At 65.9% G+C, this 26439-nt stretch carries 29 protein-coding genes; 16 read left to right on the top strand and 13 right to left on the bottom strand.

From position 1 onward, the window contains the following. Position 1 precedes the first annotated feature (1 nt). From GJV26_RS12220 to GJV26_RS12205, 4 genes are all read right to left on the bottom strand, one after another. Positions 2-445 (bottom strand): SH3 domain-containing protein, encoded by a 444-nt coding sequence (locus tag GJV26_RS12220; protein ID WP_155709049.1) that lies wholly within the window; start codon positions 443-445, stop codon positions 2-4. A 102-nt stretch (positions 446-547) separates the two neighbouring features. Continuing rightward, positions 548-1024, bottom strand: a complete 477-nt coding sequence (secB, locus tag GJV26_RS12215; RefSeq protein WP_155709048.1) for a protein-export chaperone SecB — start codon at positions 1022-1024, stop codon at positions 548-550. Between the two features lie 147 nt (positions 1025-1171). Further along, entirely contained in the window at positions 1172-1432 is a 261-nt protein-coding gene (gene grxC / locus GJV26_RS12210) for a glutaredoxin 3 (protein WP_155709047.1), read from the bottom strand. 15 nt (positions 1433-1447) lie between these two features. Then, a complete protein-coding gene (locus GJV26_RS12205) occupies positions 1448-1849 on the bottom strand; it encodes a rhodanese-like domain-containing protein (protein WP_189441834.1) in 402 nt (133 codons plus the stop codon). Between the two features lie 103 nt (positions 1850-1952). Here GJV26_RS12205 and gpmA point away from each other — a divergent pair, with 103 nt between their 5' ends. From gpmA to GJV26_RS12125, 16 genes are all read left to right on the top strand, one after another. Next, entirely contained in the window at positions 1953-2699 is a 747-nt protein-coding gene (gene gpmA, locus GJV26_RS12200; RefSeq protein ID WP_155709046.1) for a 2,3-diphosphoglycerate-dependent phosphoglycerate mutase, read from the top strand. 6 nt (positions 2700-2705) lie between these two features. Next, a complete protein-coding gene (locus GJV26_RS12195) occupies positions 2706-4214 on the top strand; it encodes a peptidoglycan DD-metalloendopeptidase family protein (RefSeq protein WP_371866463.1) in 1509 nt (502 codons plus the stop codon). A gap of 132 nt (positions 4215-4346) precedes the next feature. Then, the gene (locus GJV26_RS12190) at positions 4347-5909 is read left to right on the top strand and encodes a S41 family peptidase (RefSeq protein ID WP_155709045.1); all 1563 of its coding nucleotides are present in this window, start codon (positions 4347-4349) and stop codon (positions 5907-5909) included. A 6-nt stretch (positions 5910-5915) separates the two neighbouring features. Continuing rightward, positions 5916-6662 carry a HesA/MoeB/ThiF family protein gene (locus tag GJV26_RS12185; protein ID WP_155709044.1) on the top strand — a complete coding sequence of 249 codons (747 nt, stop codon included), beginning with the start codon at positions 5916-5918 and terminating at the stop codon, positions 6660-6662. A gap of 142 nt (positions 6663-6804) precedes the next feature. Then, entirely contained in the window at positions 6805-7248 is a 444-nt protein-coding gene (gene gspG, locus GJV26_RS12180) for a type II secretion system major pseudopilin GspG (protein WP_155709043.1), read from the top strand. A 15-nt stretch (positions 7249-7263) separates the two neighbouring features. Then, a complete protein-coding gene (gspH, locus tag GJV26_RS12175; RefSeq protein WP_155709042.1) occupies positions 7264-7722 on the top strand; it encodes a type II secretion system minor pseudopilin GspH in 459 nt (152 codons plus the stop codon). 8 nt (positions 7723-7730) lie between these two features. Next, on the top strand, positions 7731-8096 hold the full coding sequence (gspI, locus tag GJV26_RS12170; protein ID WP_155709041.1) for a type II secretion system minor pseudopilin GspI: 366 nt from the start codon (positions 7731-7733) through the stop codon (positions 8094-8096). Then, positions 8093-8707: a type II secretion system protein GspJ gene (locus GJV26_RS12165; protein WP_155709040.1), complete on the top strand. Its 615-nt coding sequence runs from the start codon at positions 8093-8095 to the stop codon at positions 8705-8707. Before gspI ends, GJV26_RS12165 begins: the two co-directional genes overlap by 4 nt. A gap of 32 nt (positions 8708-8739) precedes the next feature. Continuing rightward, entirely contained in the window at positions 8740-9663 is a 924-nt protein-coding gene (gspK, locus tag GJV26_RS12160) for a type II secretion system minor pseudopilin GspK (protein WP_155709039.1), read from the top strand. 13 nt (positions 9664-9676) lie between these two features. Beyond that, entirely contained in the window at positions 9677-10906 is a 1230-nt protein-coding gene (gene gspL / locus GJV26_RS12155) for a type II secretion system protein GspL (protein ID WP_155709038.1), read from the top strand. A gap of 53 nt (positions 10907-10959) precedes the next feature. After that, on the top strand, positions 10960-11481 hold the full coding sequence (locus GJV26_RS12150) for a type II secretion system protein M (RefSeq protein ID WP_371866461.1): 522 nt from the start codon (positions 10960-10962) through the stop codon (positions 11479-11481). Further along, the gene (gene gspN, locus GJV26_RS12145) at positions 11478-12251 is read left to right on the top strand and encodes a type II secretion system protein N (protein WP_189441842.1); all 774 of its coding nucleotides are present in this window, start codon (positions 11478-11480) and stop codon (positions 12249-12251) included. The genes GJV26_RS12150 and gspN overlap by 4 nt, the downstream gene beginning before the upstream one ends. Then, entirely contained in the window at positions 12251-14431 is a 2181-nt protein-coding gene (gspD, locus tag GJV26_RS12140; protein ID WP_155709036.1) for a type II secretion system secretin GspD, read from the top strand. The genes gspN and gspD overlap by 1 nt, the downstream gene beginning before the upstream one ends. 24 nt (positions 14432-14455) lie before the next feature. Then, a complete protein-coding gene (gene gspE / locus GJV26_RS12135) occupies positions 14456-15886 on the top strand; it encodes a type II secretion system ATPase GspE (protein ID WP_155709035.1) in 1431 nt (476 codons plus the stop codon). Positions 15887-15905: 19 nt separating this feature from the next. Beyond that, entirely contained in the window at positions 15906-17126 is a 1221-nt protein-coding gene (gene gspF / locus GJV26_RS12130) for a type II secretion system inner membrane protein GspF (protein WP_155709034.1), read from the top strand. Positions 17127-17203: 77 nt separating this feature from the next. Continuing rightward, on the top strand, positions 17204-17863 hold the full coding sequence (locus GJV26_RS12125; RefSeq protein WP_155709033.1) for a type II secretion system protein N: 660 nt from the start codon (positions 17204-17206) through the stop codon (positions 17861-17863). A 41-nt stretch (positions 17864-17904) separates the two neighbouring features. Here GJV26_RS12125 and GJV26_RS12120 read toward each other — a convergent pair whose 3' ends face one another. The 9 genes from GJV26_RS12120 to GJV26_RS12080 form a co-directional block, all read right to left on the bottom strand. Continuing rightward, on the bottom strand, positions 17905-18108 hold the full coding sequence (locus tag GJV26_RS12120; protein WP_155709032.1) for a hypothetical protein: 204 nt from the start codon (positions 18106-18108) through the stop codon (positions 17905-17907). A 5-nt stretch (positions 18109-18113) separates the two neighbouring features. Beyond that, positions 18114-19451, bottom strand: coding sequence for an ATP-dependent protease ATPase subunit HslU (gene hslU, locus GJV26_RS12115; RefSeq protein ID WP_155709031.1), 1338 nt, complete (start codon positions 19449-19451; stop codon positions 18114-18116). A 62-nt stretch (positions 19452-19513) separates the two neighbouring features. Further along, positions 19514-20050: an ATP-dependent protease subunit HslV gene (gene hslV / locus GJV26_RS12110; protein WP_155709030.1), complete on the bottom strand. Its 537-nt coding sequence runs from the start codon at positions 20048-20050 to the stop codon at positions 19514-19516. A 198-nt stretch (positions 20051-20248) separates the two neighbouring features. Continuing rightward, positions 20249-21583: an STAS domain-containing protein gene (locus GJV26_RS12105; protein ID WP_155709029.1), complete on the bottom strand. Its 1335-nt coding sequence runs from the start codon at positions 21581-21583 to the stop codon at positions 20249-20251. Positions 21584-21679: 96 nt separating this feature from the next. Continuing rightward, complete coding sequence (gene dksA, locus GJV26_RS12100; protein ID WP_155709028.1) at positions 21680-22120, bottom strand: RNA polymerase-binding protein DksA; 441 nt, start codon at positions 22118-22120, stop codon at positions 21680-21682. A 97-nt stretch (positions 22121-22217) separates the two neighbouring features. Beyond that, entirely contained in the window at positions 22218-23270 is a 1053-nt protein-coding gene (locus tag GJV26_RS12095; protein ID WP_155709027.1) for a CobW family GTP-binding protein, read from the bottom strand. A gap of 76 nt (positions 23271-23346) precedes the next feature. Then, on the bottom strand, positions 23347-24318 hold the full coding sequence (gene xerC / locus GJV26_RS12090) for a tyrosine recombinase XerC (protein ID WP_155709026.1): 972 nt from the start codon (positions 24316-24318) through the stop codon (positions 23347-23349). A gap of 2 nt (positions 24319-24320) precedes the next feature. Further along, complete coding sequence (locus tag GJV26_RS12085) at positions 24321-25004, bottom strand: DUF484 family protein (protein ID WP_155709025.1); 684 nt, start codon at positions 25002-25004, stop codon at positions 24321-24323. 101 nt (positions 25005-25105) lie between these two features. Then, complete coding sequence (locus tag GJV26_RS12080) at positions 25106-26161, bottom strand: porin (RefSeq protein ID WP_155709024.1); 1056 nt, start codon at positions 26159-26161, stop codon at positions 25106-25108. Between the last annotated feature and the right edge of the window lie 278 nt (positions 26162-26439).

Genomic DNA, 26439 nt, shown 5'->3' with positions numbered 1-26439 from the left:
GTCAATAACCCCAAATATCGCTGCCGCGCACGTAGCCGGCCAGGCCGTCGCGGTGACGCACCTTGATCCAGCCGTTCGCGCCGGGTTCCCCCAGCTCCAGCAGCACGCCCTTGTCGACCGTGAACACCACGGCGGACGCATCGTCCTCGGCCGCGCGGATTTTCACGTTCGGCGCACGGGCGATGACATTGCGGCGGCTCGACAGCCCGCGCGCCGGCGTCCAGGCCAGGTCGCCGGACACGTCGCGCACCTTGACCCAGTCGCCATAGGTAAGCACGATTTCCAGCGGCGCGCCGCGCGGCACGGTGAACAGCTTGACGCCCTTCGTGGAAGGCGCGTCGTACAGCACGGCGGGCGCCGCGCCAACCGTCTTGAAATCGGCAGCCCAGCCGGCGCCGCTCGCCAGTAACACGATGGCGCCCATTATCAAGCGGGTAATACTCATTGCTAAAAACTTTCGTCCAAAATGATCAAAGGCCACAACGGGCCTTTGATATGGGAGCGAAGCGGGCCTGGTGAAACACCGGGCCGCTTCTGTTCAGCCGGATTACTGAACGGTGCTGGTGCCTTCGGCCAGCTTGCCTTGCTGTTCGGCGATGGCCTGCAGGCGCTGCTGGTAGAACACTTCGAAGTTGATCTCGGCCAGGTGTACCGGCGGGAAGCCCGCGCGGGTGATCACGTCGGCGATGTTGGCGCGCAGGTACGGGTACACGATATTCGGGCAACCGATGCCCAGCAGCGGATCGAGCTGTTCGGCTGGAATGTTGCGCGCTTCAAAGATGCCTGCCTGCTTGCCTTCCACCAGGAATGCAACCTTGTCCTTCACCTTGGCGGTCACGGTGATCGTCACCGTGGATTCGAAGATGCCTTCCTGCAGTGGAACGGCGCCCACATCCAGGGCCACTTCGATCGACGGGGCTTCCTGCTCCAGGAAGATGCCCGGGGAATTCGGCTGTTCCAGCGACAGGTCTTTCAGGTAGACGCGTTGGATTTGGAATACGGGTTGCAGGTTTTCGTCAGACATGGAACGCTTTCAATGAATTTGGACAGATGATTATGTCGTCCGCCCAGGGGGGCCTGGATCAAACGCGTGGGCAATTGTAGCAAAACAAATATGCCTGCCAGCCTTTTTTTGCCCGGCGTTGTAATTTTATTAAATCGGCAAGAAATGTCAGCCGTTCAGCAGTGGATCGAGGCGGCCGGCCTGGTCCAGCGCATACAGGTCGTCGAAGCCGCCGACATGGGTTTCGCCCACGTAAATCTGCGGTACCGTGCGGCGGCCGGTTTTCTGCATCATCATCTGGCGCTGGTCGGGATCGAGGTCGACGCGGATCTTGTCGATGTTCTTGATCCCCTTGCTTTCCAGCAGCCGTTCGGCACGGATGCAATACGGGCAAACGGCGGTGGTGTACATCGTTACTTGAGCGGTCATGACGGTAATCCTCCTTTATTTGGTAATCGGCAACCCCTGGGTTTTCCATGCGTCGATGCCGCCGTCCAGGACGACCACATCGGCAAACCCCGCCTTTTCCAGAATCTTTGCGGCACCGAAGGCCCGCGTCCCTTTTTGGCAGACGACCACGGCCGTCCTGTTCTTGAACTTCTCCAGCTCGCCACTGCGCTTGGCCAGTTCACCCAGCGGAATATTCCTCGCATCCGGCAGGTGCCCCGCACCGAAAGCGGCAGCGTCGCGTACATCTACAATGGTGGCTTTGGCCCGGTTTATCAACAGCGTAACCTGCTGCGGGGTCGCCTTTTTGCCCCGTTGCGTCAGCAAGGGCCAAAGCAGCGCGCCACCGGACAAGACGGCGATGCCAACAAGAAAGATATGGTCGAGGATGAATTTCACTTAGCTTCCAATGGTTGAACTCAATCCGCGCATTATAAAATAGAAGACGAACAACGGCTCCGGCTGCAGATTTCCCATCCTACCCTTCTAAAAAGATTGCCCTATGTACAAAATTGTTTTCATGCGTCATGGTGAGTCCACGTGGAATCTCGAAAACCGCTTTACCGGCTGGACCGATGTGGACCTGACCGAAAAAGGCGTGAAGGAAGCGAAGTCCGCCGGTGAAGTGCTCAAGCGCGAAGGCTACACGTTCGACCTGTGCTACACGTCGGTGCTGAAACGGGCGATCCGCACGCTGTGGCTGACGCTGGACGAGATGGACCTGATGTACCTGCCGGTCAGGAACGACTGGCGCCTGAACGAACGCCATTACGGTGCGCTGCAGGGCCTGGACAAGGGCGAGACTGCCGCCAAGTTCGGCGACAAGCAGGTGCTGGTCTGGCGCCGCAGCTACGACATCCCGCCGCCGTCGCTGGAAGAGGGCGACGACCGCGCCTCGTTCAACGATCCCCGTTATGCCGGCCTGCCGAAAGAGCAGATCCCGCTGACCGAATGCCTGAAGGATACGGTGGCGCGCGTGCTGCCGGCATGGAACGAGGAAATCGCCCCGCAGATCAAGGCCGGCAAGAAGATCCTGATCTCCGCCCATGGCAACAGCCTGCGCGCGCTGATCAAGATGCTGGACGGTATCAGCGACGAGGAAATCGTCGGCCTGAACATTCCCAACGGCCAGCCGCTCGTGTATGAACTGGACGCGGACCTGAAGCCGATCCGCCACTATTACCTGGGCGATGCCGACGCGATCGCCGCTGCCCAGGCGGCCGTGGCCAACCAGGGCAAGGCCAAGTAACGCTCGATGCCAGTCAATCGTCCGCGGCGCGCCGGCGCCTGGTTTGCCGCGCTGGGCATGGCCGCGGCGCTGGCGCTCGGCGGGGGCGATGCCCTCGCCGCGCCCCAGTCCAAGCAACAGACCAACCGCAGCAAGCAGAAGGCGGCCGCCGAGGCGGAGCGCATCGCGCTGCAGCAGAAACTCAATGCCCTGAAGCGCGACATCGGCCAGACCGAAAGCGCGCGCGAGGATGCGGCCGACACGCTGGCCGAATCCGAGGAAGCGATCTCGAACGCCAACCGCCAGTTGCGCGAACTGGCCGCCGAGACTGCCGCCACCACCAGCAGGATGACCGAGCTGGCCGCCGAGCGCGAGCGGCTGGCCGGCACCATCGCCAGCCAGAAAGGCCAGCTGGCCCGGCTGCTGCGCGAGCAATACGTGGCCGGCAACGAAGACCGGATCAAGCTGCTGCTCTCCGGCGATAACCCGAACCGCATCAACCGCGACCTGCAACTGATGTCCTACGTGTCGCAGGCGCAGGCGCAACTGATCGAATCGCTGCGCACCAACCTGGCGGCCGTGGAGACCAACCAGGCCGAAGCACAGAATGCCCGCGACGAGCTGGTGGAAATCGCCGACGAGGAACGCCAGCAGAAAGCCGTGCTGGAACAGCAAAAGGCGAAGCACGCCGCGCTGGTGGCGAACCTGTCGCAAAAGCTCGACACGCAGCGCAAGGAGGTGGGCCGCGTGGAGCGTGACGAGCAGCGCATGGGGGCGCTGGTCGACCGGCTGGCCAAGCTGATCGAGGAACAGGCGCGCGCCGCCGCGGCCGAAAAGGCGCGCCAGGAGCGCCTGGCTGCGGAGCGCGCCGCGAAAGCCAGGGCGGAAGCCGAGGCGCGCGCGCTGGCCGCCGCCAAGGCAAAGGCCGAGCGCGAAAGGCTGGCGCGGGAACAACGCAACAGGAAGGAAGAGCCGAAAATCGCCGCCAGGCCGGAACACAGGCCGGCGCCAAAGGCGGAACCGAAGATCGAACCGAAACCGGAGCCGAGGATCACGCAGCGCGAACCGGCGAAGCCCGAGCCGCGCGACGAAGGCGCGGCCCGGCCGGCGGACGTGGCGCTGGCCCCGGCGGCGCCGGCCGGCGCGTTCGCCAGCCTGAAAGGGCAGATGCGCGCGCCGGTCTCCGGCCGGGTCGCCGCGCGTTTCGGCAGCAAGCGCGGCGACGGCCCCGGCTGGAAAGGCATGTTCATCCTGGCCGGCGAGGGTACCGAAATCCGCAGCGTGGCGCAGGGCCGCGTGGTGTTCGCCGACTGGCTGCGCGGCTTCGGCAACCTGATCATCGTCGACCACGGCGGCCAGTACATGAGCATCTACGGCAACAACCAGTCGCTGCTCAAGCGCGCCGGCGACGTGGTGAAGGGCGGCGACGTCATCGCCGCGGCCGGCAACAGCGGTGGCAATGAAGAATCGGGTTTATACTTCGAGCTGCGTCATCAGGGCCGGGCGTTCGATCCTGCCGGGTGGGTGAAGTTCTGACAATCCCTGCCGGAGCGCTGCCAAAACCGTGTTGCTGCCAAAAACCGGTGTCAGGCACCTTTTTCCGGAAAATCGCCGGAAAAAGGTGCCTGACACCATGCGCTTCCCCCGTTGTACCTCAGTGGAACATCAATGAGCAACAAACTCAAGAGTATCGGCCTGATCGGCCTGGGCATGGTGGCCGGCGTGGCTGCCTCCATGAACTTTTCCGCGCTGGCGCAGCGGATCGATGCGCCGCTGCCGCTCGAGGAGTTGCGCCAGCTGTCGGACGTGTTCGGCCTGATCAAGAGCGACTACGTGGAAAACGTGGACGACAAGAAGCTGCTGCAGGAAGCGATCGCCGGCATGGTGTCGTCGCTCGATCCGCACTCGGTGTACCTGGACCAGAAGGCGTTCCGCGAGATGCGCGAATCGGTGCAGGGCAAGTTCGTCGGCGTCGGCATCGAGGTCTCCACCGAGGATGGCTACGTGAAGGTGGTGTCGCCGATCGAGGATACGCCGGCGTTCAAGGCCGGCATCCGCTCCGGCGACCTGATCACCCGCATCGACAACGTGCCGCTCAAGGGCATGTCGCTCGACGAGTCGATCAAGAAGATGCGCGGCGAGCCGCGCACCAAGGTGGTGCTGACGATTTCCCGCAAGGGCGAGGACAAGCCGTTGATCGTGCCCATCGTGCGCGAGGAAATCCGCGTGCAGAGCGTGAAGGCGAAAGTGGTGGAGCCGGGCTACGTTTGGCTGCGCATTTCCCAGTTCCAGGAACCCACCGTCGAGGAAATGGTCAAGAAGCTGGCCGCCCTGTATGAAAAAACGCCGGACATCAAGGGCATCGTGCTGGACCTGCGCAACGACCCGGGCGGCGTGGTGCCGGGCGCGATCGGCGTGTCCGCGGCATTCCTGCCGAAGGATTCGGTGGTGGTTTCCACCAACGGCCAGCTGGCCGACTCCAAGCAGACGTTCTACGCGCGGCCGGAATACTACGCGGGCCGCCACCCCGGCGACCCGCTGGCGAAGCTGCCGGCGGCCGTCAAGACGGTGCCGCTGGTGGTGCTCGTCAACGCCGGTTCGGCTTCCGCATCCGAGATCGTGGCCGGCGCGCTGCAGGACTACAAGCGCGCCACCGTGATCGGCACCACCACGTTCGGCAAGGGCTCCGTGCAGACGCTGCGCCAGCTGACCGCCGATACGGCCGTCAAGCTGACGACCGCGCGCTACTACACGCCGAAGGGGCGGGCGATCCAGGCCAAGGGCATCGAGCCGGACGTGCACGTGGATGAAACGGCCGAAGGCGACGGCCTGAACAGCCTGCGGCTGCGCGAAGCGGACCTGCAGAAGCACCTGTCCGGCGACGACAAGGAAATCCGCCCGGTCAAGCACGACGAACTGGAAGAAGAGCAGCGCATCGTCGCCCTGGCGAAGAAGCAGAAGCCGGTCGAGTTCGGCAGCAAGGAAGATTTCCAGCTGGCGCAGGCGCTGAACCACTTCAAGGGCCTGCCGGTCAAGCTGGCGAAGGCCGATACGCCGGCCGAAAAGGGGGCCGCGGAAATCCTGGTCAAGCCCGAGACGAAGAGCGATACCGTGAAGCCGGAAGACAAGAAGGCGCCGCCGTCGCACGTTGCGCCGATGCCCGCCAGGCCGTCGCCGGCCACGCCGTCGTCCACCACGCCGTCGTCCACCCCGCCCTCGCTCGACAAATAGCCACGCATGAACGATGAACAGCTGCTGCGCTATTCGCGGCACATCCTGCTCGACGAGATCGGCATCGAGGGCCAGCAGAAGCTGCTGGCGGCGCGCGTGCTCGTCATCGGCGCCGGCGGCCTCGGCTCGCCTGCCGTGCTGTACCTGGCATCGGCCGGCGTCGGCCACCTGACGATCGTCGACGACGACGATGTCGACCTGACGAACCTGCAGCGCCAGATCGCCCACACCACCGCGCGCGTCGGCCGGCCGAAGGCGCTTTCGGCCAGCGAAGCGGTCGCCGCGATCAACCCGGATGTGCGGGTAACCGCGCTGATCGAGCGCGTGGACGATGCGCGGCTCGCCGAACTGGCCGCGGCCAGCGACGTCGTCCTCGACTGCACCGACAATTTCGCCACCCGCCACGCCGTCAACCGCGCCTGCGTGGCAGCGCGCGTGCCGCTCGTCTCCGGCGCCGTGATTCGTTTCGACGGCCAGGTCAGCGTGTTCGACCCGCGCGGCGAAGACGCGCCGTGCTACTCGTGCCTGTTTCCGCAGGACCAGGCCTTCGAGGACGTGGCGTGTTCGACGATGGGCGTGTTCGCGCCGCTGGTGGGCGTGGTTGGCGCCATGCAGGCGGCCGAGGCCCTGAAGATCGTGATGGGCGTGGGCACCTCGCTGGCCGGCCGGCTGCTGCTGCTCGACGGGTTGCGCATGGAATGGACCAGCATCGGGGTGGGGCGCAATGCCGGCTGCCCGGTGTGCGGCACGTAGCCCGGGCAGGCGGGGAAACCGGGGCAGCCGGTGTCCTTGCCGGCGGTTTGCGGTAACTTCTCTTTACCTCCTTTTTCACCGTCCCGTAGCAATTCAGGCTTATACTTCTGCACTCTGCTTTTTCATCTTCCCCTGAAGCTTCATGAAAAAAGGTCTCACTTTCAAGCGCCGCGCGCGTGGTTTCACCCTCATCGAAATCATGGTGGTCGTCGTCATCATGGGCGTGCTGGCCGCGCTCGTGGTGCCCAAGCTGCTGGCCCGCACCGGCGAATCGAAGATCGCCGCGGCCAAGGTCGACATCGCCACGATCATGCAATCGTTGAAGCTGTACAAGCTCGACAATGCGCGCTATCCGACCACCGAGCAGGGCCTGCAGGCGCTGCTGACGAAGCCGACCTCCGGCCCGGCCGCCAACGGCTGGAAGGAAGGCGGCTACCTGGAAAAAATGCCGAAGGACCCGTGGGGTTTCCAGTACCAGTACCTGTCGCCCGGCATAAAGGGCGAAGTCGATGTGTTCTCGCAGGGCGCCGATGGCCAGCCTGGCGGCACCGGCGAGGATGCCGACGTCGGCTCCTGGGAAAACTGAGTCCTGTCCCGCAGCATGCGCCAGCGCGGCTTCACCCTGATCGAGCTGCTGGTGGTGCTGGTCGTCATCGGCATCACGCTGGGCCTGGTGACGATGAACGCGGCCCCCAGCGGGCGCCAGGCCATGCAGCAGGAAGCGCAGCGCGTGGCCCTGTTGCTGCAGCTGGCGCGCGATGAAGCGATCGTGCGCAACCGGCCGATCGCGTTCGAAGCCGGCGCCGAGGGCTACCGCTTCCTGGTGCGCGACGGGCGCGAGTGGAAGACCCTGCCGCAGGACGACATGCTGCGCGAACGCGCGTTCAAGCGCACCCCGATGACCCTGCTGCTCGATCCCCCGACCAATCTCCCCGGTGCGCCGCTGCGCATCGTGTTCGGCCGCGAACCGGTCGACAAGCCGTTCGTGCTGACGCTGGCCCACGGCGACGTGCGCACCGCCGTGCGGGCCGACGGCATCGGCCACTTCGTCGTCGAGTGAGGCGTGACATGAGGCGCGCCGAACGGGGTTTCACGCTGCTCGAAGTGCTGGTGGCGCTGTTCATCGTCGGCACCGCGCTGATCGCGGCGCTGCAGGCGATCGGCAGCCTCACGCGCAACAGCGAAGGCTTGCGCACCACGATGATGGCGACCTGGTCGGCGGAAAACCGGCTGGTGCAGATCCGCCTGGCGGGGGCGTTCCCGGCAGTGGGGAAAACGTCGTTCGCGTGTCCGCAGGGCAACCTGCAACTGCAGTGCGAGGAAGAAGTGATCATCTCGCCGAACCCGCTGCTGCGGCGGGTGGAGGTGTCCGTCTACGACAGCGCCAATCCGAACCGCCGCATCATCAAGCTGGTGCAGCTGGTGCTGAAATGATGCGGCGCCCGCACCGTTCCCGCGGCTTCACGCTGATCGAACTGCTGGTGGCGATCGGCATCCTGGCGCTCGTGGCCGTGCTGGGCTGGCGCGGGCTGGACAGCATCCTGCGCTCGCGCGTGTCGCTGACGCAGCAGATGGAACACACGCGCGGCATCCAGCTCGCCTTCGCGCAACTGCAGAGCGACCTGGAGCAGCTGGCCGGCACGGCGGTGATCGGCACGCGGCAAAACCTCGTGGCGGACAACCTGCGCCTGATCTTCGTGCGCACCCATGCGCCGGACCACGGCGCCACGCAGCTGGTAGTGGTCAGCTACCGCCTGCGCGACGGCGTGCTGACGCGCCGCGAATCGGCCGCCACGCGCGACCTGGTGCAGCTCGATGCATTGTGGCAGGTCGCCACGTCCGACGGCGACCCGGTGCCCGGCGTCGCCCTGCATGCCGGCGTGGCGGGCATGGGCGTACGCCTGTGGGTGAACGGCGCATGGCAGGCGCCCACGACCAGCTCCAGCAGCGCGGCGCGCCTGGACCCGGCCGGCCTGGAGATGTCGCTGCAGTTGCGGGACGAGCCGAGTCCGATGGTCAAGGTGCTGCTGCTGGGGGCGACATGAAGCGAAGCAAACAGCGGAACATACAGCGGAGCATGCAGCGGCAGGCGGGTGTTGCCGTGGTGACCGCGCTGCTGTTGACGACGCTGGCGGTCACGATCGTCGCCAGCCTGTTCTGGCAGCAGCAGGTGCAGGTGCGCTCGCTGGAAAACCAGCGGCTGCACCTGCAGACGCGCTGGATCCTGCGCGGCGCGCTGGACTGGGCCCGGCTGATCCTGCGCCAGGACGGCATCGACAACCCGAACGACACGCGCGCCGATGGCGTGTGGGCCACGCCGCTGGCCGAAACGCGGCTCGACCAGTACGTGGAGCGCGAACGGGTCGAAGGCGAAGATTACGATGCCACGCTGCAGGGCCAGGTTTATGACGCACAGTCGCGTTACAATCTGGCAAATCTGGCCGTGGTCAGCAGCGTCAACGACAACGAAGTGAAGGCGTTCGCGCAATTGCTGTCGCTGCTGCAGCTCGATGCGAACCTGGCGCAGGCCGCCGCGCAATACGCGATCCGGGCCGCGCAGGCGGCGCAGGGCAGCACGGGTACCGCGCCGATCGCCTTCCAGCGGGTGGAAGACTTGCTGGCCGTGGGTTTTTCGCAGGCGGCGATCGAAAAGCTGCGCGATTTCGTGATCGTGCTGCCGGTGGCGACGGACGTTAACGTGAACACGGCGCCGGCCGAGGTCATTGCCGCGACCGTCGCGGGCATGTCGCTGTCGGAGGCGCAATCGATGGTGGCGTCGCGCAAGGGCAAGACGCTGAACCTGGCCGCGTTCACGGCGCTCGCGCAGGCGGGGAACCGGACGGTGCTGGCAAGAGTCGGCGTGCGCAGCGACTACTTCCTGGTGCTGAGCCAGGTGCGGCTCGACCGGGCCGCGCTGGAATCGTGGGCCCTGATCAAGCGCGAACCCCCGACCTCGACCCAGCCCTCGCGGACCTCGGTCCAGTGGATCCGGGAAATCTAAGGAAAGCAACGTTTTGACGACTCTCTATATAAGCTACCCCGCCCGCGCCGCCGCGTCCGACGCCGGCGCCGCCTGCGCGTATGCGCAGGTGGGCGACGGCGGCAACGTGATGCAGCAGGGCGCGGGCGCGCTGGGCAAGCTGGGCGACCTGGTGGCGGCCAGCCGCAAGGTGGTGCTGCTGCTGGCGGCGGCCGATGTGACGCTGCTGCGCGTGGCGGTGCCGCCGCTGTCCGGCAGCCGCCTGAAGGCGGCCTTGCCGAACATCGTCGAGGAACAGCTGCTGGGCGACCCGGCCGACTGCGTGCTCGCGCTCGGCCCCATGCAGGCCGGCAGCGCCGAACGAACGGTGGCCGTGGTACAGCGCGCCTGGCTGGAAGTGCTGGTGAAGGCATTGGTGCAGCAGGGCGCGCGCGCAATCTCCGCACTGCCGGCGCAACTGTGCCTGCCTCTGGCGCCGGGCGGCGTGTCGGCGCTGCTCGCCAACGACGAAGGCGGCATGGAGCTCACGCTGCGCACCGGGCAGTACGAAGGCATCGGCCTGGCACTGCCGGCGCAGCCCGAGAGTGCGCTGCAGGTGCTGCGCGCGCTGGCCGGCGAGGCGCCCGTCACGCTGTACGTGCCGGCCGTGCAGCGGGCGCAGTACGAACCGCTGCTGGCCACGGTAACGGGCATCGCGCTGGAAGAGGAGCATTGGGCGCACCGGATCGCGGCCAGCAAGACGGTTCAGCTGGACCTGGCGGCAGGCCTGGGCGCGACGGACGGTGCGCGCGCGCAGGCCTGGCACCGCTGGCGCTGGCCGCTGCGGCTGGCGATCCTGGCCGTGCTGGTCAATATCGTGGGCATGAACGTGGAATGGCTGCGCATGAAGCGCGAGGCCCAGACGCTGCGCCAGTCGATGGTGCAGATTTTCCGCGCCGCCTACCCGAACGAGAAGGTGGTGCTCGATCCGGCCGCCCAGTTGCGCGGCAATCTCGCCCGCGCCAGGGCCGGCAGCGGCGACATGGCCAGGGATGACTTCACGGCGCTGGCCGCCGCGTTCGGCGAGGCACTGGGCGCGCTGCCGCGGCACGACATCGTGGCCGGCCTCGATTACCGCGAGCGCACGCTGGTCGTGCGGTTGAAGCCGGGCAGCGCCGATGGCGCCGCGCTGGCGCAGGTGCAGGCGCAACTGGCGGCGCGCGGGCTGGCGCTGACGGAATCGGGTGCCGGAATCTGGGAAGTGCGCGCGGGAGGCAAGTCATGAACGACGAAGTTGAAAAATCCGCAGGAAGATCCATAGGGAAATTTTCTGGTGGAGTGGGCAACCTGCGCGCGTCGGCCGCGGCGTTCTGGAGTGCCCGCAGCGAACAGGAGCGCAGGTTCCTGGCGGTGGGCGGCTTCGTCGTCGGCCTTGCGCTGGTCTATGCCATCTTCATCGATCCGGCACTGACGGGCCGCGAGCGGCTGCGCCGCGAACTGCCGCAGTTGCGCCAGGAAACGGCCGAGATGCAGGCGCTGGCCGCGCAGGCGGCGCAGCTGGGCACGCAGCCCCTGCCGCCGGTGGCGCCGCTGTCGCGCGAGGCGCTGGCCGCCACGCTGGCGGAGCGCGGCCTGACGGTGCAAAACCTGACCGTGACGGGCGAGTATGTGAAGGCGGAATTCAAGGGCGTGCAGTTTGCCGGCCTCGTCACGTGGCTCGATGCGGCGCGGCGCGATGGCCGGCTGGCGGTGCAGGAAGCAAAGATCACAGCGCAGGACGGCAAGCCGGACAGCGCCGGCCTGGTGGATGCCACGCTGACGCTGCGCCGCGAAGCTGGCAGTGAAACGGGCGGCCGGTGAAGCGCGCCGTGTTATGGTTGGCGGCGATCGCCGTCACGGCCGTGCTGACGCTGCTGGTGTTCTTCCCCGCCGCGTGGGTCGCCGCGCTGGTGGAAAAACAGACCGGCGGGCGGCTCGCGCTGGGCGACCCGCAGGGCACGCTGTGGCGCGGCTCCGCGTTCGTCGGCGGTGCCGCCAGCGGCAACAGCGCCGTCACGCCGCTGCTGCCGGGCCGCTTCGGCTGGAAGCTTTCGCCGCTGTCGCTGCTGGGTAGCGTGCGCATGGAACTGGACAACCCGCAGGCCCTCACGCAGCCTGTGATCTTCACCGGCAGCTGGCGTGCCTGGCAACTGAGTCCGGCGGCATTGAAGCTGCCGGCGGACGGCCTGTCCGGCCTGGGCGCGCCGCTGAACACGCTGGCGCTGTCCGGCCGGCTGCAGCTGTCGTGGACCTCGCTGGCGCTGGCACTGGAAAACAAGGCCATCCTGGTCAACGGCGTGACCACGCTGCAGATGGGCGACGTGTCGTCGCGCCTCGCGCCGATCAAGCCGCTGGGCAGCTACCAGCTGGCGCTGGACTGGAAAGGCCAGCAGGCCGGCGTGGCGCTCATTTCCATCAAGGGGCCGTTGCTGCTGTCCGGCAGTGGCCAGTTGCGCAATGGCCGGCTGCAATTTTCCGGGCAGGCCGAGGCGGCCGCCGGGTATGAAGACACACTGGGCAACCTGCTCAACCTGCTGGGCCAGCGTCGCAACGTCGGCGGCAAAAACATCATCGCACTCGAGTTCAGATAATGAAAACTGCAAGCAAATTTCAACCTCCTGCGCTGCGGCGCCTGTCCGCTGCCGCGCTGCTGTGCTGCATGCTGTCGTCTGCCGTCGCCCCCGCATGGGCGGCGCCGCAGGACGAAGCCGCGCTGAATTTCGTCGGTGCCGATATCGAATCCGTCATCAAGGCGGTGGGCCACTACACCAACATCACGTTCCTGATCGATCCGCGCGTGAAAGGCACGATCACGCTGGTGTCGGAAAAATCGATCAGCAAATCCCAGGCCTTCGCATTGCTGACCTCCGCGCTGCGCCTGCAGGGTTACGCGATCGTCAGCGGCGACGGGTTCGCGAAGGTGGTGCCGGAAGCGGAAGCCAAGCTGCAGGCCACGCCCACCGTGGTCAAGGGGCAGGCTGCGCCGAAGGGCGACCAGGTGGCCACCCAGGTATTCCAGCTCAATCACGAATCGGCCGCCAACATGGTCGGCGTGCTGCGCCCGCTGATTTCCACCAATAACACGATCAACGCGAACCCCGGCAACAACACGCTGGTGATCACCGACTACGCGGACAACCTGAAACGCCTGTCGAAGATCATCGCCGCGATGGATACGCCGGCGGCGGCCGACATGGACGTGATCCCGGTGCGTAACGCGATCGCCAGCGATATCGCGTCGATGATCAACAAGCTGATGGAACCGGGTGCCGGCGGCGACGGTGGCGGACGCGTCTCGGTGCTGGCCGACCCGCGCACCAATTCGCTGGTGCTGCGCGCGCCGTCCGTGGCGCGCGCCAACCTGGCCCGTTCGCTGGTCGCCAAGCTGGACCAGCCCACGACACAATCTGGCAACGTGCACGTGGTGTACTTGAAGAACGCCGATGCCACGCAGCTGGCCGAAACGCTGCGCGCCGTGATGTCGGGCGAAGCGCCGGCTCCTTCCGGCACGTCCGGCAACGCGCTGAACAACCAGGCCACGATGCAGACCGGCGCCAACAACACGATCGGCCAGACCGGCAGCACGTCGTCGCAGGGTTCGGGGCCGTCGAACCCGGCGCTGTCCGCCAACCGCACCGGCACGCAGGGCACGGCCACGGGCGGCTCGGCCGGCTACATCCAGGCCGATGCGTCGACCAACACGCTGATCATCACGGCGCCCGAAGCGATCTACCGCAACCTGCGCGCCGTGATCGACCAGCTCGACGTGCGCCGCGCCCAGGTCTACATCGAGGCGCTGATCGTCGAAGTGTCGCTCGACAAGGCTTCCGAGTTCGGCGTGCAGTGGGTGGGCGCCTCCGGCAACAGCGACAGCACCTACCGCATCGGCGGCCTGCAGTCGTTCTCCAGCGGCGGCAACAACCTGGTGAACGTGTACAACGGCGCCAGCACCCCGTCCAACGGCCTGACGATCGGCATCTTCAAGCAGCTCGCCGACGGCAAGTTCGGCCTGGGCGCCGTGGCCCACACGCTGGAAACTACCGGCAACGGCAATATCCTGTCCACGCCGAACATGATCACGCTGGACAACGAAGTGGCCACGATCCGCGTGGGCCAGAACGTGCCGATCCTGACCGGCCAGTTCACCACCACGTCCGGCACGAACACCAACCCGTTCCAGACCATCGACCGCAAGGACGTGGGCCTGACGCTGAAGGTGAAGCCGCAGATTTCCGAAGGCGGCACGATCAAGCTGGCGATCTACAATGAATCGTCGTCGGTGGACCAGTCGACGCTGACGGCCACGGCCGGCATCACGCTGAACACGCGCGTGATCGAGAACAACGTGATCGCCGACGACGGCCAGATCATCGTGCTCGGCGGCCTGATCGAGGATACCGCGTCCGACGGCGTGGAGAAGATCCGCGGCCTGGGCGACATTCCCGTGCTGGGCAACCTGTTCAAGTACAACACGCGGGCCCGCAAGAAGACCAACCTGATGGTGTTCCTGCGCCCGGTCGTGATCCGCAACAAGGAGCAGAGCATGAGCCTGGCCGCGGACCGCTACGACTACATGCGCGCCTCGGGCGCCGAGTTCAAGCCGAGCGACACGATCCTGATGCGCCAGCTGGGCCAGCCGCAACTGCCGCAGCTGAACAACGGCGTGCCGGTCGGCTCGCCGACGCTGGCCGCGCCGGTGCCGCCGGCGCCCGTGCCGCCGCAGTCGCCCGGTGCCGCCGAGCCGGCGCAGCCGACGCCCCCGCAGCAATGATCCGCATCATGGATGACCCGCATCATGGATAACCTTCTCCCCTACGCTTTTGCCCGCGACTTCCTCGTGCTGGCGAAAGGCGGCGAGCGCGACGGCACGGTCGAGGTGCTGGTGTCGAACGCCACCGCGCCATCGGCGCTGGCCGAAGTGTCGCGGCGCTTCGGCCGCGTGCAGCTCAAGCCGGTGCCGCGCGCCGAGCTCGAGGCGGCGATCGCCGCGGCCTATGCCGGCACCGGCGGCGATGTGTCGCAGGTGGCGGACGAGTTCGACGCCGATCTCGACCTGACCCGCCTGCTGCAGGATGTGCCGGCCATCGAAGACCTGCTCGAATCCTCCGACGACGCGCCGGTGATCCGCATGATCAACGCGCTGCTCACGCAGGCATTGCGCGACGGTGCATCGGATATCCACGTGGAACCGTTCGAGCAGATTTCCGTGGTGCGCTTTCGCGTCGACGGCGCGCTGCGCGACATCGTCAAGCCACGCAAGGCGATCCACGGCTCGCTGATCTCGCGGATCAAGATCATGGCGCAGCTCGACATCGCCGAAAAGCGCCTGCCGCAGGATGGCCGCATCACGCTGCGCGTGGGCGGCAAGCCGGTGGACGTGCGGGTTTCCACGCTGCCGACCGGCCACGGCGAACGCGCCGTGCTGCGCCTGCTCGACAAGGAAGCCGGCCGCCTCGACCTGCAGCACCTGGGCATGAGCGAGCCGATGCTGGCGCAGTTCAACGGCCTGCTGGCGCAGCCGCACGGCATCGTGCTCGTGACCGGCCCGACCGGCTCGGGCAAGACGACCACGCTGTACGCGGCGCTGTCGCTGCTGAACTCGACCACGACAAACATCCTGACCGTCGAAGACCCGATCGAATACGACCTGGCCGGCGTGGGCCAGACGCAGGTGAACGCGCGCATCGACATGACGTTCGCCAAGGCGCTGCGGGCGATCCTGCGGCAAGACCCGGACGTGATCATGATCGGCGAGATCCGCGACCTGGAAACGGCGCAGATCGCCGTGCAGGCCTCGCTGACGGGCCACCTGGTGCTGGCCACCCTGCATACCAACGATTCGGCGTCGGCCGTGACGCGGCTGCTGGACATGGGCATCGAGCCGTTCCTGCTGTCGTCGTCGCTGCTCGGCGTGCTTGCGCAGCGGCTGGTACGCAAGCTGTGCGGCGAATGCAAGCGCAGCGAGGAAACACCGGGCGGCCGGGTATGGCACGCGGTGGGCTGCGAGGCCTGCGGCCAGACGGGCTACCAGGGCCGCGTGGGCATCTACGAGCTGCTGCAGACGACGGAAACGATCCGCGCCCAGATCCATGAGCGCGCTTCCGAGGCCGATGTGAAGGAGACGGCGCTGGCCGACGGCATGCTGACGATGCGCGACGACGGCGAGCGCTGGCTCGCCAACGGCACCACGACGCTGGCCGAATTGCTGCGCGTGGCCAAGGACTAGAAGCTTGAGGATGAACTGAATGCCGGCATTCCGTTATGAAGCCGTCGACGCCGGCGGCGCCACCAAGAAGGGCGTCGTCAACGCGGACAGCCCGCGCGCGGCGCGCGCCGACCTGCGCGCCAAGGGACTCGTACCGCTCAAGGTCGATACCATCGCGGCGCAGGTCGATGCGAGCGGCACGGCGCGGCGGCGCGGCCTGGGCGAAAAGCTGTCGACCACCGAGCTGGCGCTGTTCACGCGGCAGATGGCCAGCCTGCTGGAAGCGGGGCTGCCGCTGGAGCAGGCCTTCACAGCGCTGCTGGAACAGGCCGAACGGCCGTACCTGCGCGACCTGATCGCCTCGATCCGTTCCGAGGTGATCGGCGGCGCGTCGCTGTCCGACGTGCTGGGGCGCCATCCGCGCGACTTCGCCGAGATCTATCGCGCGCTGGTGGCATCGGGCGAGCAGATCGGCCAGTTGTCGCGCGTGCTGTCCCGGCTTGCCGACTACATCGAGCGGCGCAACGCGCTGGTGCAGAAGGTGCGGCTGGCCTTTACGTATCCGGCCATCGTCACCGTGGTGGCGTTCTCGATCGTGATCTTCCTGCTCACGTACGTGGTGCCGCAGATCGTGTCGGTATTCGCCAACACCAAGCAGAAGCTGCCTGTGCTCACGGTGATCATGCTGGCCGTATCGGACTTCGTGCGCAACTACGGCCTGATCGTGCTGGTACTGCTGATCGGCGCCTGGGTCGCGTGGCGCCGCGCGCTGCAGAATATCGCGCTCAAGACGCGCTGGCATACCTGGCTGCTCACGGCGCCGCTGTACGGCAAGTTCGAGCGCAGCCTGAACACGTCGCGCTTCGCCAGCACGCTGGCGATCACCACCGGTTCCGGGGTGCCGATCCTGCGCGCGCTGGAAACGAGCCGGGATACGCTGTCGAACGTGGCCATGCGCCAGCTGGTGGAAGAGGCCAGCGATGCGGTGCGCGAGGGGGTAAGCCTGGCGCGCGCGCTGTCGGCGCAAAAGCATTTCCCGCCGATGCTGATCCACATGATCCGCGCCGGCGAGATCACCGGCGAACTGCCGGCGATGCTGGAACGCGCCGCCGCCGCGCAGGAAGCGGACCTGGAGCGCCGCACGCTGACGATCGCCGGGCTGCTCGAACCGGCGCTGATCCTGGCGATGGGCGTGGTGGTGCTGCTGATCGTGCTGGCCGTGCTGATGCCGATCATCGAGATCAACCAGCTGGTGCGCTGAGCCGTCCACTGCGTTGAACCGCTGAACCGAGCTGAAGCCCCGAGCTGAAGAACCGAGCCGAATTTTTGAAAGTTGCAATGAACCGTCTGCCGCCCCACATCCACTCCATTGCCACCCTGGCCGCCGTGGTGGCGCTGACCGCGTCCACGGCCTACTGGGCCCTGCAACTGTTCAAGCCGCCGCAGCGGCCGATCGCCGTCGTGCCGGTACAGGAAACCCCGCCGCCGCCGGTCGACGCGGCGCTGGGCCTGTTCGGCGGCCAGGCCGCCGTGGCCGCGCCGGCCAGCTCGTACGAGCTGCGCGGCGTGGTGGCCGCCCGCAATGGCCGCGGCAGCGTAGCGATCATCGCGGCCAATGGCGACACGCCGAAGGCCTACCCGGTGGGCAAGGAACTGGCACCCGGGGTCACGGTGCAGGATGTGCAGCCGCGCCACGTGATGCTGCTCGACGGCGGTGTGCAGAAGCGGCTCGACCTGCTGGCGGACGCCGGCATGTCGTCGACGACGGCCGCGCCGCTGCCGCCCGTGAACCGCGCCGCGCCGCCGGTGCAGGCCCAGCCGCAGCCGCAGCCGCAGCCACAGCCACAGCCACAGCAAGGGCAAGGGCAAGGGCAAGGGCAAGGGCAAGGGCAACCAGGCGCGCCGCTGGTCACCCCGCCCGCCGGCACGCCGGTCGGCGCTCCTGGCCAGCCCGCGCCGGTGCAGACCGCCCCGGTCCAGCGGGTCATTACCCAATAAAAAAACCGGGAGGACCCCGGTTCAGATTTCGGCGAGCAGTTTCAGTCCTCGGGGTCCGGCTTCAGCCTGGCCTTTGCGATGGCTTGCCTGGCGGCCTGGCGCTCGGCCGATTTGCTGCGCTCGTGGGGACCGGCCGCGCGCGCCTTCGCCAGCGCGGCGAACGGGTTGCGCGGTTTCGAGAACGATTGCGACGGTTCGATGCGGATGCGCATCTTCTGCCGGGTTGCCAGGGCCTTGTTCGCCATAGTATTTACAGGACGTACCTGGAAAGATCCTCGTTGACGGACAGCGCTTCGAGCCGCCCGTTGACATAGTCCGCATCGATGACGATGTGCTTGTCGCCCGCCTCGGTGGCCGAGAACGATACCTCTTCCAGCAGCTTTTCCATCACCGTGTACAGCCGGCGCGCGCCGATGTTCTCGGTGCGTTCGTTGACCTGGAACGCGATCTCGGCCAGCCGCGTGATGCCGGCCGGCGCGAAGTCCAGTTCCACGCCTTCGGTGGCCAGCAGCGCGGCATACTGGCGCGTCAGGCAGGCGTCGGTGCTGGTCAGGATGCGTTCGAAATCGGCGATCGACAGCGATTCCAGTTCCACGCGGATCGGGAAGCGGCCCTGCAGTTCCGGGATCAGGTCCGACGGCTTGGCGAGGTGGAACGCACCCGAGGCGATGAACAGGATGTGGTCCGTCTTGATCATGCCGTACTTCGTGTTCACCGTGGTGCCTTCGACCAGCGGCAGCAGGTCGCGCTGCACGCCGGCGCGCGACACGTCGGCGCCGCCCGTTTCGGACCGCGAGGCGATCTTGTCGATCTCGTCGAGGAACACGATGCCGTTCTGCTCCACGTTCTGGATCGCCTTCTGCTTCATCTCGTCTTCATTGACGAGCTTGGCAGCTTCCTCGTCCACCAGCAGCTTCATCGCTTCGCGGATCTTGATCTTGCGGGCCTTCTTGCGGTTGCCGCCCACGCCGGCGAACATCGACTTGATCTGCTCGGTCATTTCTTCCATGCCGGGCGGCGCCATGATTTCCATCTGCGGCGCCTGGTCGGCCACCTCGATCTCGATTTCCTTGTCGTCCAGCTCGCCCTGGCGCAGGCGCTTGCGGAACGTGTGGCGCGTGGAATCCTTCTCCTGCGGCTCTTGCGCGGCATTGTCGCGGAAGCCGAAGTCGCGCGGCGGCGGCACCAGGATGTCGAGCACGCGGTCTTCCGCCGCATCCTCGGCGCGGGCGCGCACCTTGGCCATTTCGGCCTGGCGCGTCTGCTTGATGCCGATGTCGATCAGGTCGCGGATGATGGTTTCCACGTCGCGGCCCACGTAGCCCACTTCGGTGAACTTGGTGGCTTCCACCTTGATGAACGGCGCATCGGCCAGCTTGGCCAGGCGGCGCGCGATCTCGGTCTTGCCGACGCCGGTCGGGCCGATCATCAGGATGTTTTTCGGCGTGATCTCGTGGCGCAGCGGTTCGTCGACCTGCTGCCGGCGCCAGCGGTTGCGCAAGGCGATCGCGACAGCCTTCTTGGCCTTGCCCTGGCCGACGACATGCTTGTCGAGTTCGCCGACGATTTCCTGCGGGGTCATGTTCATAGGTGTTCCTGCGGTTGTTCGGTTTGTGCGGGTCGGTTCGTGGCGCGGTCAGTCCGGCGCCGTCAATCCAGCGTTTCGATGATGTGCGACATGTTCGTATAAATACACAGTTCGCCCGCGATCGTCAGCGATTTCTTCACGACCTCGGCCGGCGTCAGCTCGGTATTCTCGAACAGCGCCTTGGCCGCCGACTGGGCATACACGCCGCCCGAGCCGATCGCGCCGATGCCGTCCTCGGGCTCCAGCACGTCGCCGTTGCCGGTGATGATCAGGGTCGATTGCGCATCGGCGACGAGCAGCATGGCTTCCAGCCGGCGCAGCACGCGGTCGGTGCGCCAGTCCTTCGCCAGCTCGACGGAAGCGCGCAGCAGGTTGCCCTGGTGTTTTTCCAGCTTGCCTTCGAAGCGGTCCAGCAGCGTGAAGGCGTCGGCGGTGCCGCCGGCAAAGCCGCACAGGACCTTGCCCTGATACAGCTTGCGTACCTTGCGGGCCGAGCCCTTCATGACGATGTTGCCCAGCGTTACCTGGCCATCGCCGCCCAGTGCGACCTGGTTGCCGCGCCGGACGGAGAGGATGGTGGTGCCGTGAAATTGTTCCATAATTGCCTCAAGTGATGACGCCAGCCGCGCAAATGGGGTTGGATCAAAAAATTGCAAGGCGGACAGCAAACGGGCCGCGACGCCGGACCTTTTCGCCGCGTCGTCACGCAGCGCCAGTATGCCTTGGCTCGCGCGGAGATGGAATCCGCAGGGAGGCTACCCGCGGCAAAGGGCATGCATGCCATATTCGGCGCGAACTCAGTACCGGTGCGGGAACAGCCGCGCCGTGCCGCCATACCCCAGCAAGCGCAGCAATGCCGCCACCAGGTGGTTCAGCTCGCGAAATTCGATGCGCCGTTCCGGGGTGGCCAGTTGCTGCAGCAACGCCAGCAGGTGCCCGGCCGCCGGGTAGTCGATCCGGGCCAGCCGCGAGCAGTCGAATACCAGTACGGCGCAGTGCTCGGCATGGGCGCGGATGGTCGACCAGGTACCTTCGGGATTGCCTTCGATCGTGCGTGGCAGCAGGTAGCGGTCCGCCGCCGGCGCCGCGACCTGCCGCGGCGTGCTGGCCACCTTGCCCGGTGGCGTGAACGGTGGCGGCGACACTTCGAACGTCACGCAGTAATCCATGCTGGCTTCCTCGAATTCCTTTTCGCGGTTCAACAGGCGCAGCAGTTCCAGCGTCAGCAGCCATGGCGCCTCGCCTTCGTCGCGCCGTCCCACGTCGACGATGCCGCGCACGTGAGCCAGCAGTTCTTCGGCGCCGGCGAGGATCAGTTCGCGGCCCCGCTGCACGAGTCGCAGCATGTCGAGCAGCGGCGCGCAGCCTTCCGGTTCGACACCGGCGACGCGGGAAAAATCCAGCCGCAGCACCGCGGCGCCGTCGGCCACCGTGCCCAGCCGGGCGATCTGCGCACCGGCGGCGGCATCCAGCACGCCGGCGAGCACCGTCGTGGACACGACGCCGCCGCCCTGGAGCGCCGCGCTCCCGGCATCGGCCAGTACCGGATTCCATGGCGGTGGCGATGTTTCGAAGGTGCTGGCGTAGTCGATCGACAGGCTGTCGAAGGCTTCCTGCCGCCCGAGCACGCTGTACAGGTCGAACAGCATCCACCAGGCGGTGCGGTCGGCGCCGGCCTGGCCGGCGACGGCACCGGCCAGCAGCCGGCATGCCTCCTCCGGCTGGCCGTTGGCGTACAGGATCGCCGCTTCCTCGACCGCCGGGGCGGTTTCGGCGGCCACGGCTTCCGCCGGGGTGTCGTCGTCTTCCAGCAGCTCGGTGACGGCGCAATCGGGCAACAGTGCGGGACTGGGCGGCGCCTGCGCAGCGGCAACGGCCGTGGGCGGGGCAGGTCGCGGCGGCCGGCGGAACGCCGGTTCGTCGAACATGTCGGCAGCCATGGCGGCCTCGATCGCATCGATCTTCAGCACGGTCGCACGGGCGATGTCGCGCTGCCTGTGCAGTTGTGCGATGTGCTGCGGGTCGCGCTGTGCCGCATCGCGCTGCAGTTCGCTGTCGGCGGCCAGGCGGGCGTAGGCCGCGTCGTCGTCGTCGGCCGGTTTATCTTTGCGGAAAAGGGAGAAGAGTCCCATCTTGATAGTCTATCCGATGAGCAGGCTTCGGCCTGGTACGGCTGGCTGGCACAAAAAAAGCATGCCGCGGCATGCTTTTTTCGGGAGGCGTACGGTTCAGTCGCCGTACAGTTTCTGTTTCAGCTCGCGGCGCTGTTGCGCTTCGAGCGATAGCGTGGCGGTCGGCCGTGCGATCAGGCGGGGAATGCCGATCGGCTCGCCCGTTTCCTCGCACCAGCCGTAGTCGCCGTTGTCGATGGCAACGATCGATTGCTGCACTTTCTTCAGCAGCTTGCGCTCGCGGTCACGGGTGCGCAGTTCCAGCGCATGTTCTTCCTCGATCGTGGCGCGGTCGGCCGGATCGGGCACGAGCACGGTTTCGCGCAGGTGTTCGGTGGTTTCGCCGGCGTTTTTCAGCAGTTCCTTTTCCAGCGCCTGCAGCTTGGCCTTGAAGAATGCCTGTTGTGCCGGATTCATGTAGTCCTTGTCGCTCATCGCGAGGATTTCTTCATCGGTGAGGATAGGCGCTTCCGCGGGGGTCTTATTTGTTTTGGTCATGACTTCGCTTACCTTCGATACGACAGAGTTTTTCAAATTCCAGCCGGGTGGCCGCCTTGGCCTGGACCGGACGCGGCCCCATAAAAACCGGGTTAGTTTATACCAGACATTGTTCCAAACCGCGAATAAAGATGTCTTTGGGCAGATTTTTGCCTATAAACACCATCTTGCTGCCGCGCACGTCGTTCTCGCCCCATTTTGCGCCCAGGTCGCTGCCCATCAGCTGGTGCACGCCCTGGAAGACGACCTTGCGTTCAGCGCCCTGCATCCACAATACGCCTTTGTACCGCAACATGCGAGGCCCGTAGACGTTCACGAGCCCGCCCAGGAATTCGTCCAGCTTGGCGGAGTCGAACGGACGGTCGCTCTTGAAGGCAAACGCGGAAATCTCGTCGGTGTGGTGCGCATGGCGGTGGCTCGGGTGATCGCAATGCTCGCCATGTTCGTGGTCATGGTGCTCATGTTCGTGCGCATGCTCATGCTCGTGATCATCGGCAGCCAGGAAATCGGGATCGATTTCCAGCTTTTCGTTCAGGTTGAACCCTTTCAGGTCCAGCACCTCGGTGATCGGCGCGTTGCCGAAATCGGACTTGCCGATCGGCGCGCGCGGATTGATGCGCTTCAGGCGCGCGGTCAGCGTCTCGATCGCGGCGGCATCGACCAGGTCGGTCTTCGACAGCAGGAGCCTGTCCGCGAAGCCCACCTGGCGCTGCGCTTCCTCATTGTCGTCCAGCTGCCCCATCCCATGGCGCGCATCGACGATGGTGACGATCGCATCGAGCAGGTAATGGCTGCCCACTTCCTCATCCATGAAGAAGGTTTGCGCGACGGGACCGGGATTGGCCAGACCGGTGGTTTCGATGACGACGCGGTCGAATGCGATTTCGCCGGCGGCGCGCTTTTTCGCCAGGTCCGTCAGGCCGATGATCAGGTCGCCCCGCACCGTGCAGCAGATGCAGCCGTTATTCATCTCGACGATCTGTTCGCGGCTCTCCTGCACCAGGATTTCGTTATCGATATTCTCCTGGCCGAATTCGTTTTCGATCACGGCGATGCGCATGCCGTGCTGTTCGCGCAGGATGCGGTTCAACAGGGTGGTTTTGCCGGCGCCGAGAAAGCCGGTCAGGATGGTAGTCGGGATCAATGCCATGTCAGTTGTCGATAACAGAATCGGTCGATTATGCCGGAATTCCAATTATGCTGTCCAATCGCACAATTGACTTAAATCAGCTCGTACCTTTACCGGTTTTTGCACGAGGATGGGTCCTGTCGTAGACCTCGGCCAGGTGCTGGAAATCCAGCGCCGTATAGACCTGGGTCGACGTGATGCTGGCGTGCCCCAGCATTTCCTGCACCGCGCGCAGGTCGCCGGACGATTGCAGCACGTGGGATGCGAACGAGTGCCGCAGCATGTGCGGATGCACGTGCACCGGCGCGCCGGTGGCGATCGCATGCCGTTTCAGCCGCATCTGCACGACGCGCGGCGACATCCTTCCGCCGCGTTCGCTTACAAACAATGCGCCGCTGCCGTCGGCCGGGGCGGGGCGCGCCTGCAGCCAGGCCGCGATCGCCGCCAGCGCGGCCTGGCCGACGGGCACCCGGCGCATCTTGTTGCCCTTGCCGGTGACGACGACCTCGGCGTTATCGCGCTCCAGCCAGCCGCTCGAAGCCTCCAGGCCGTCCTGCGCCTTGTGAAAATGCAGGTCGAGGCCGCACAGTTCGGAAACCCGCAGGCCGCTGGAATACAGCAGCTCGAACATGGCGCTGTTGCACAGTTCCGCCGGGGTAGGCGTGGCGGCCGTGCGCGCCGGCGTTGCCACCAGTTGCACGGCGTGGTCGACGGACAGCGCCTTCGGTAGCGGTTTGGTGCGTTTCGGCGCGCGCACGCCCTCGACCGGGTTGGCCGGCAGCGCGGTGTGTTCGGCCAGCCAGCCGAAAAAACTGCGCCAGCCCGACAGCTTGCGGGCGATCGACCGGGGTTGCTGCCCGCCGGCGTGCAGCCTTGCCGTGTAGCGGCGGATGTCCGCGTGCGTGACCGCGGTCCAGTCGGCATCGCCCGACAGCGCGGCCAGTTCGGCCAGGTCGCGGCCATAGGCTTCCACGGTGCGCGGCGACAGCTTGCGCTGCGTGGCCAGGTGGCGCAGCCAGGCATCGACCCAGCCGGCGCCCGGGCCGGCCTTGCCGTGCGCGTCCGTCATGCTCAGGCCGGCAGTGGGGCCAGCAGCGGCGCCAGCGCGACGCTGGCCGTTTCGCCGATGTGCACCAGGAAATCGGTGGCCATCAGCGACGTGAAGCGTTCCGCATCCGGCGAGCCCATGATCAGCAGGCCGAACGCCGCGCCCGTCGAGCCGGGCTGGCGCAGCGCCACGATGACGGCGGACCTGATCGAGCCGGCATCGTCGAGCCAGCGCACGGCTTCGAAATCGTTGTTGCTGCCGCAGTACGGGGCAAGCAAGCCGTTGGCGAACAGGCGCGCGTCGTCGGAGACACCGGCGGCGAACCATTCGCCGGTGTACTCCGGCGCGACGTCGAACAGGCGCAGCGTGGCGGCCGGCACATTGAATCCCGTCTTCAGTCCTTCGGTGATGGCACGCGGCATGGCGGCCACGTCGCGTTCGCGCAGCAGCGACTGGTTCCAGCCATGGAAGCGGTTCGCGATCGCCTGGTTTTCCTGGGCGTTACGGTTCAGTTCCGACAAGCGCAGTTCCAGGGCCTTGTACCGCTCGCGCATTACTTCCATCTGCCGTTCCTGCAGCGACACGGCACGGCCTGTCAGCGGACTGGACAGCCGGACGTCGCCCAACAGGTTCGCATGTTCTTCAAAAAAATGGGGATGGTCTGTCAGGTATTGCGCGACAGCCGAGGAATCCAGGATAGCGGTCATGTTGTCACTTTAAATAAATGCAAGCAACATTCTAACCGACACGCCGACAAAAAAACGCCCCGGCAAACCTGCCCGGGGCGCAGTCTTCCAACGGGTAAGCTTCAGAAATTGTGGTGCACGCCCAGCGCGTAGTGCTTGCGGGTGACGTCGTTGGTGGCCGTTACCACGAATGGGGTCTTTTTCACCGACAGGTCCACATACAGGTAGGTGCGTGGAGAAATATTGTATTCGTAGCCGACCGAGGCCTGCTTGGTCTTGATGACGCCATCCGGATCCTTCTGGCCGTAACCGACGATGAACTTGTTCACGCCGACCGTGTAGTTGGCACCCACCACCCACGCGTTCGTATCTTCGTTGAAGAACTGCGTATGGCTCTGGTCCTGGCGCTGGTACGACGCCATCAGTTTCAGGTCCGTGATGGGTTTGTACGAAGCCGCCACCGACCACAGCTTCGTTTCGATGGCGTTGCGCTCGGCCCCCAGCATCGCCGCGAACGGGCCATTGGTGTACGTGGCACTGACCGAGTACGGGTTGGCGGAGGCCGTCGAGTTGGCCGCGTACTGCGGCGCCGTGGCGGTGCCCTTGCCGATCACGGCCGGGCCGTTGTTGGCTTCCTTGGTGGCCACCGAGACGTTGACCTGGAAGCCAGCGATGACGGGCGTGTTATAGAACACCGCGTTCGAGAAGCGGTTCAGCGAGTTGCCGGCAACGCTCAGCGGATCGCTGGTATAGCCGGCCACGTGCAGGTCGGTCTGGTAGCCGGCCACGTTGGGCAGGCCGGACCATGGTTCGAACGCCACCGACGATTCCTGGTAAGCGGTCAGGCCGCGGCCGATGCGCACGGTACCGAACGCACCCTGCAGGCCGACCCGGCTCTGCCCCTGGAACAGCGGGCGGACATTGTTTTCGAGGGCACCGGTATCGGGATCGTAGCGAATTTCCAGTTGAAACAATGCTTTCAGGCCATTGCCGAGATCTTCGACACCGCGGAAACCGAGCTTGTTGTTATCGCGCCGGGACACCAGCGTGGCATCGTTGGGGGCATGCGTGGTGCGCTGAATGCCTGCGTCGATCGTGCCGTAGATGGTCACGGAGGACTGGGCGGCGGCGCCGCCGAAAGCGGCCGTCAGGGCCAGGGCAACCAAGGATTTCTTCATTTGTCGTTCCCTCTGTTCTGGATGGGTTGTGCAAGAAGCCAGCGGATGCTCGTGAAACTGGACAGGTGCACCTTAAATCGTGGTGCCGTCGAGGCCGGCGTATTGGTCGATTGCGGACACGAGTCTTGGTTGAAAGCGGAAAAACACCGGGATCTTGTTGTATTTATAAAACGGTAGTTTTACGGTGCCATTTGTTTATCCACGTCACGTAATCCTTTCATTGGTAAGGTATCCATGAACAGCGTAGCCGGACCTTTGGTTGAACTCGTTTGCGTTGG

It is taken from the genome of Pseudoduganella dura, assembly GCF_009727155.1.
GTDB lineage: Bacteria > Pseudomonadota > Gammaproteobacteria > Burkholderiales > Burkholderiaceae_D > Rugamonas > Rugamonas dura.
Note: the sequence above shows the minus strand (reverse complement) of the source record. Positions and strands in the feature narration are given on the sequence as shown.

Excerpts from the sequence above, each read along its gene's own strand:
- GJV26_RS12190 (WP_155709045.1), top strand. The coding sequence starts at position 4,347 with ATGAGCAACAAACTCAAGAGTATCGGCCTGATCGGCCTGGGCATGGTG.
- GJV26_RS12195 (WP_371866463.1), top strand. The coding sequence starts at position 2,706 with ATGCCAGTCAATCGTCCGCGGCGCGCCGGCGCCTGGTTTGCCGCGCTG.
- hslV (WP_155709030.1), bottom strand. The coding sequence starts at position 20,050 with ATGGAACAATTTCACGGCACCACCATCCTCTCCGTCCGGCGCGGCAAC.
- secB (WP_155709048.1), bottom strand. The coding sequence starts at position 1,024 with ATGTCTGACGAAAACCTGCAACCCGTATTCCAAATCCAACGCGTCTAC.
- gspF (WP_155709034.1), top strand. The coding sequence starts at position 15,906 with ATGCCGGCATTCCGTTATGAAGCCGTCGACGCCGGCGGCGCCACCAAG.
- xerC (WP_155709026.1), bottom strand. The coding sequence starts at position 24,318 with ATGACGGACGCGCACGGCAAGGCCGGCCCGGGCGCCGGCTGGGTCGAT.
- gspI (WP_155709041.1), top strand. The coding sequence starts at position 7,731 with ATGAGGCGCGCCGAACGGGGTTTCACGCTGCTCGAAGTGCTGGTGGCG.
- dksA (WP_155709028.1), bottom strand. The coding sequence starts at position 22,120 with ATGACCAAAACAAATAAGACCCCCGCGGAAGCGCCTATCCTCACCGAT.
- GJV26_RS12120 (WP_155709032.1), bottom strand. The coding sequence starts at position 18,108 with ATGGCGAACAAGGCCCTGGCAACCCGGCAGAAGATGCGCATCCGCATC.
- grxC (WP_155709047.1), bottom strand. The coding sequence starts at position 1,432 with ATGACCGCTCAAGTAACGATGTACACCACCGCCGTTTGCCCGTATTGC.
- GJV26_RS12185 (WP_155709044.1), top strand. The coding sequence starts at position 5,916 with ATGAACGATGAACAGCTGCTGCGCTATTCGCGGCACATCCTGCTCGAC.
- GJV26_RS12165 (WP_155709040.1), top strand. The coding sequence starts at position 8,093 with ATGATGCGGCGCCCGCACCGTTCCCGCGGCTTCACGCTGATCGAACTG.
- gspH (WP_155709042.1), top strand. The coding sequence starts at position 7,264 with ATGCGCCAGCGCGGCTTCACCCTGATCGAGCTGCTGGTGGTGCTGGTC.
- GJV26_RS12105 (WP_155709029.1), bottom strand. The coding sequence starts at position 21,583 with ATGGGACTCTTCTCCCTTTTCCGCAAAGATAAACCGGCCGACGACGAC.
- GJV26_RS12080 (WP_155709024.1), bottom strand. The coding sequence starts at position 26,161 with ATGAAGAAATCCTTGGTTGCCCTGGCCCTGACGGCCGCTTTCGGCGGC.
- GJV26_RS12095 (WP_155709027.1), bottom strand. The coding sequence starts at position 23,270 with ATGGCATTGATCCCGACTACCATCCTGACCGGCTTTCTCGGCGCCGGC.
- gpmA (WP_155709046.1), top strand. The coding sequence starts at position 1,953 with ATGTACAAAATTGTTTTCATGCGTCATGGTGAGTCCACGTGGAATCTC.
- GJV26_RS12085 (WP_155709025.1), bottom strand. The coding sequence starts at position 25,004 with ATGACCGCTATCCTGGATTCCTCGGCTGTCGCGCAATACCTGACAGAC.
- GJV26_RS12125 (WP_155709033.1), top strand. The coding sequence starts at position 17,204 with ATGAACCGTCTGCCGCCCCACATCCACTCCATTGCCACCCTGGCCGCC.
- GJV26_RS12220 (WP_155709049.1), bottom strand. The coding sequence starts at position 445 with ATGAGTATTACCCGCTTGATAATGGGCGCCATCGTGTTACTGGCGAGC.
- gspD (WP_155709036.1), top strand. The coding sequence starts at position 12,251 with ATGAAAACTGCAAGCAAATTTCAACCTCCTGCGCTGCGGCGCCTGTCC.
- gspG (WP_155709043.1), top strand. The coding sequence starts at position 6,805 with ATGAAAAAAGGTCTCACTTTCAAGCGCCGCGCGCGTGGTTTCACCCTC.
- gspE (WP_155709035.1), top strand. The coding sequence starts at position 14,456 with ATGGATAACCTTCTCCCCTACGCTTTTGCCCGCGACTTCCTCGTGCTG.
- gspK (WP_155709039.1), top strand. The coding sequence starts at position 8,740 with ATGCAGCGGCAGGCGGGTGTTGCCGTGGTGACCGCGCTGCTGTTGACG.
- hslU (WP_155709031.1), bottom strand. The coding sequence starts at position 19,451 with ATGAACATGACCCCGCAGGAAATCGTCGGCGAACTCGACAAGCATGTC.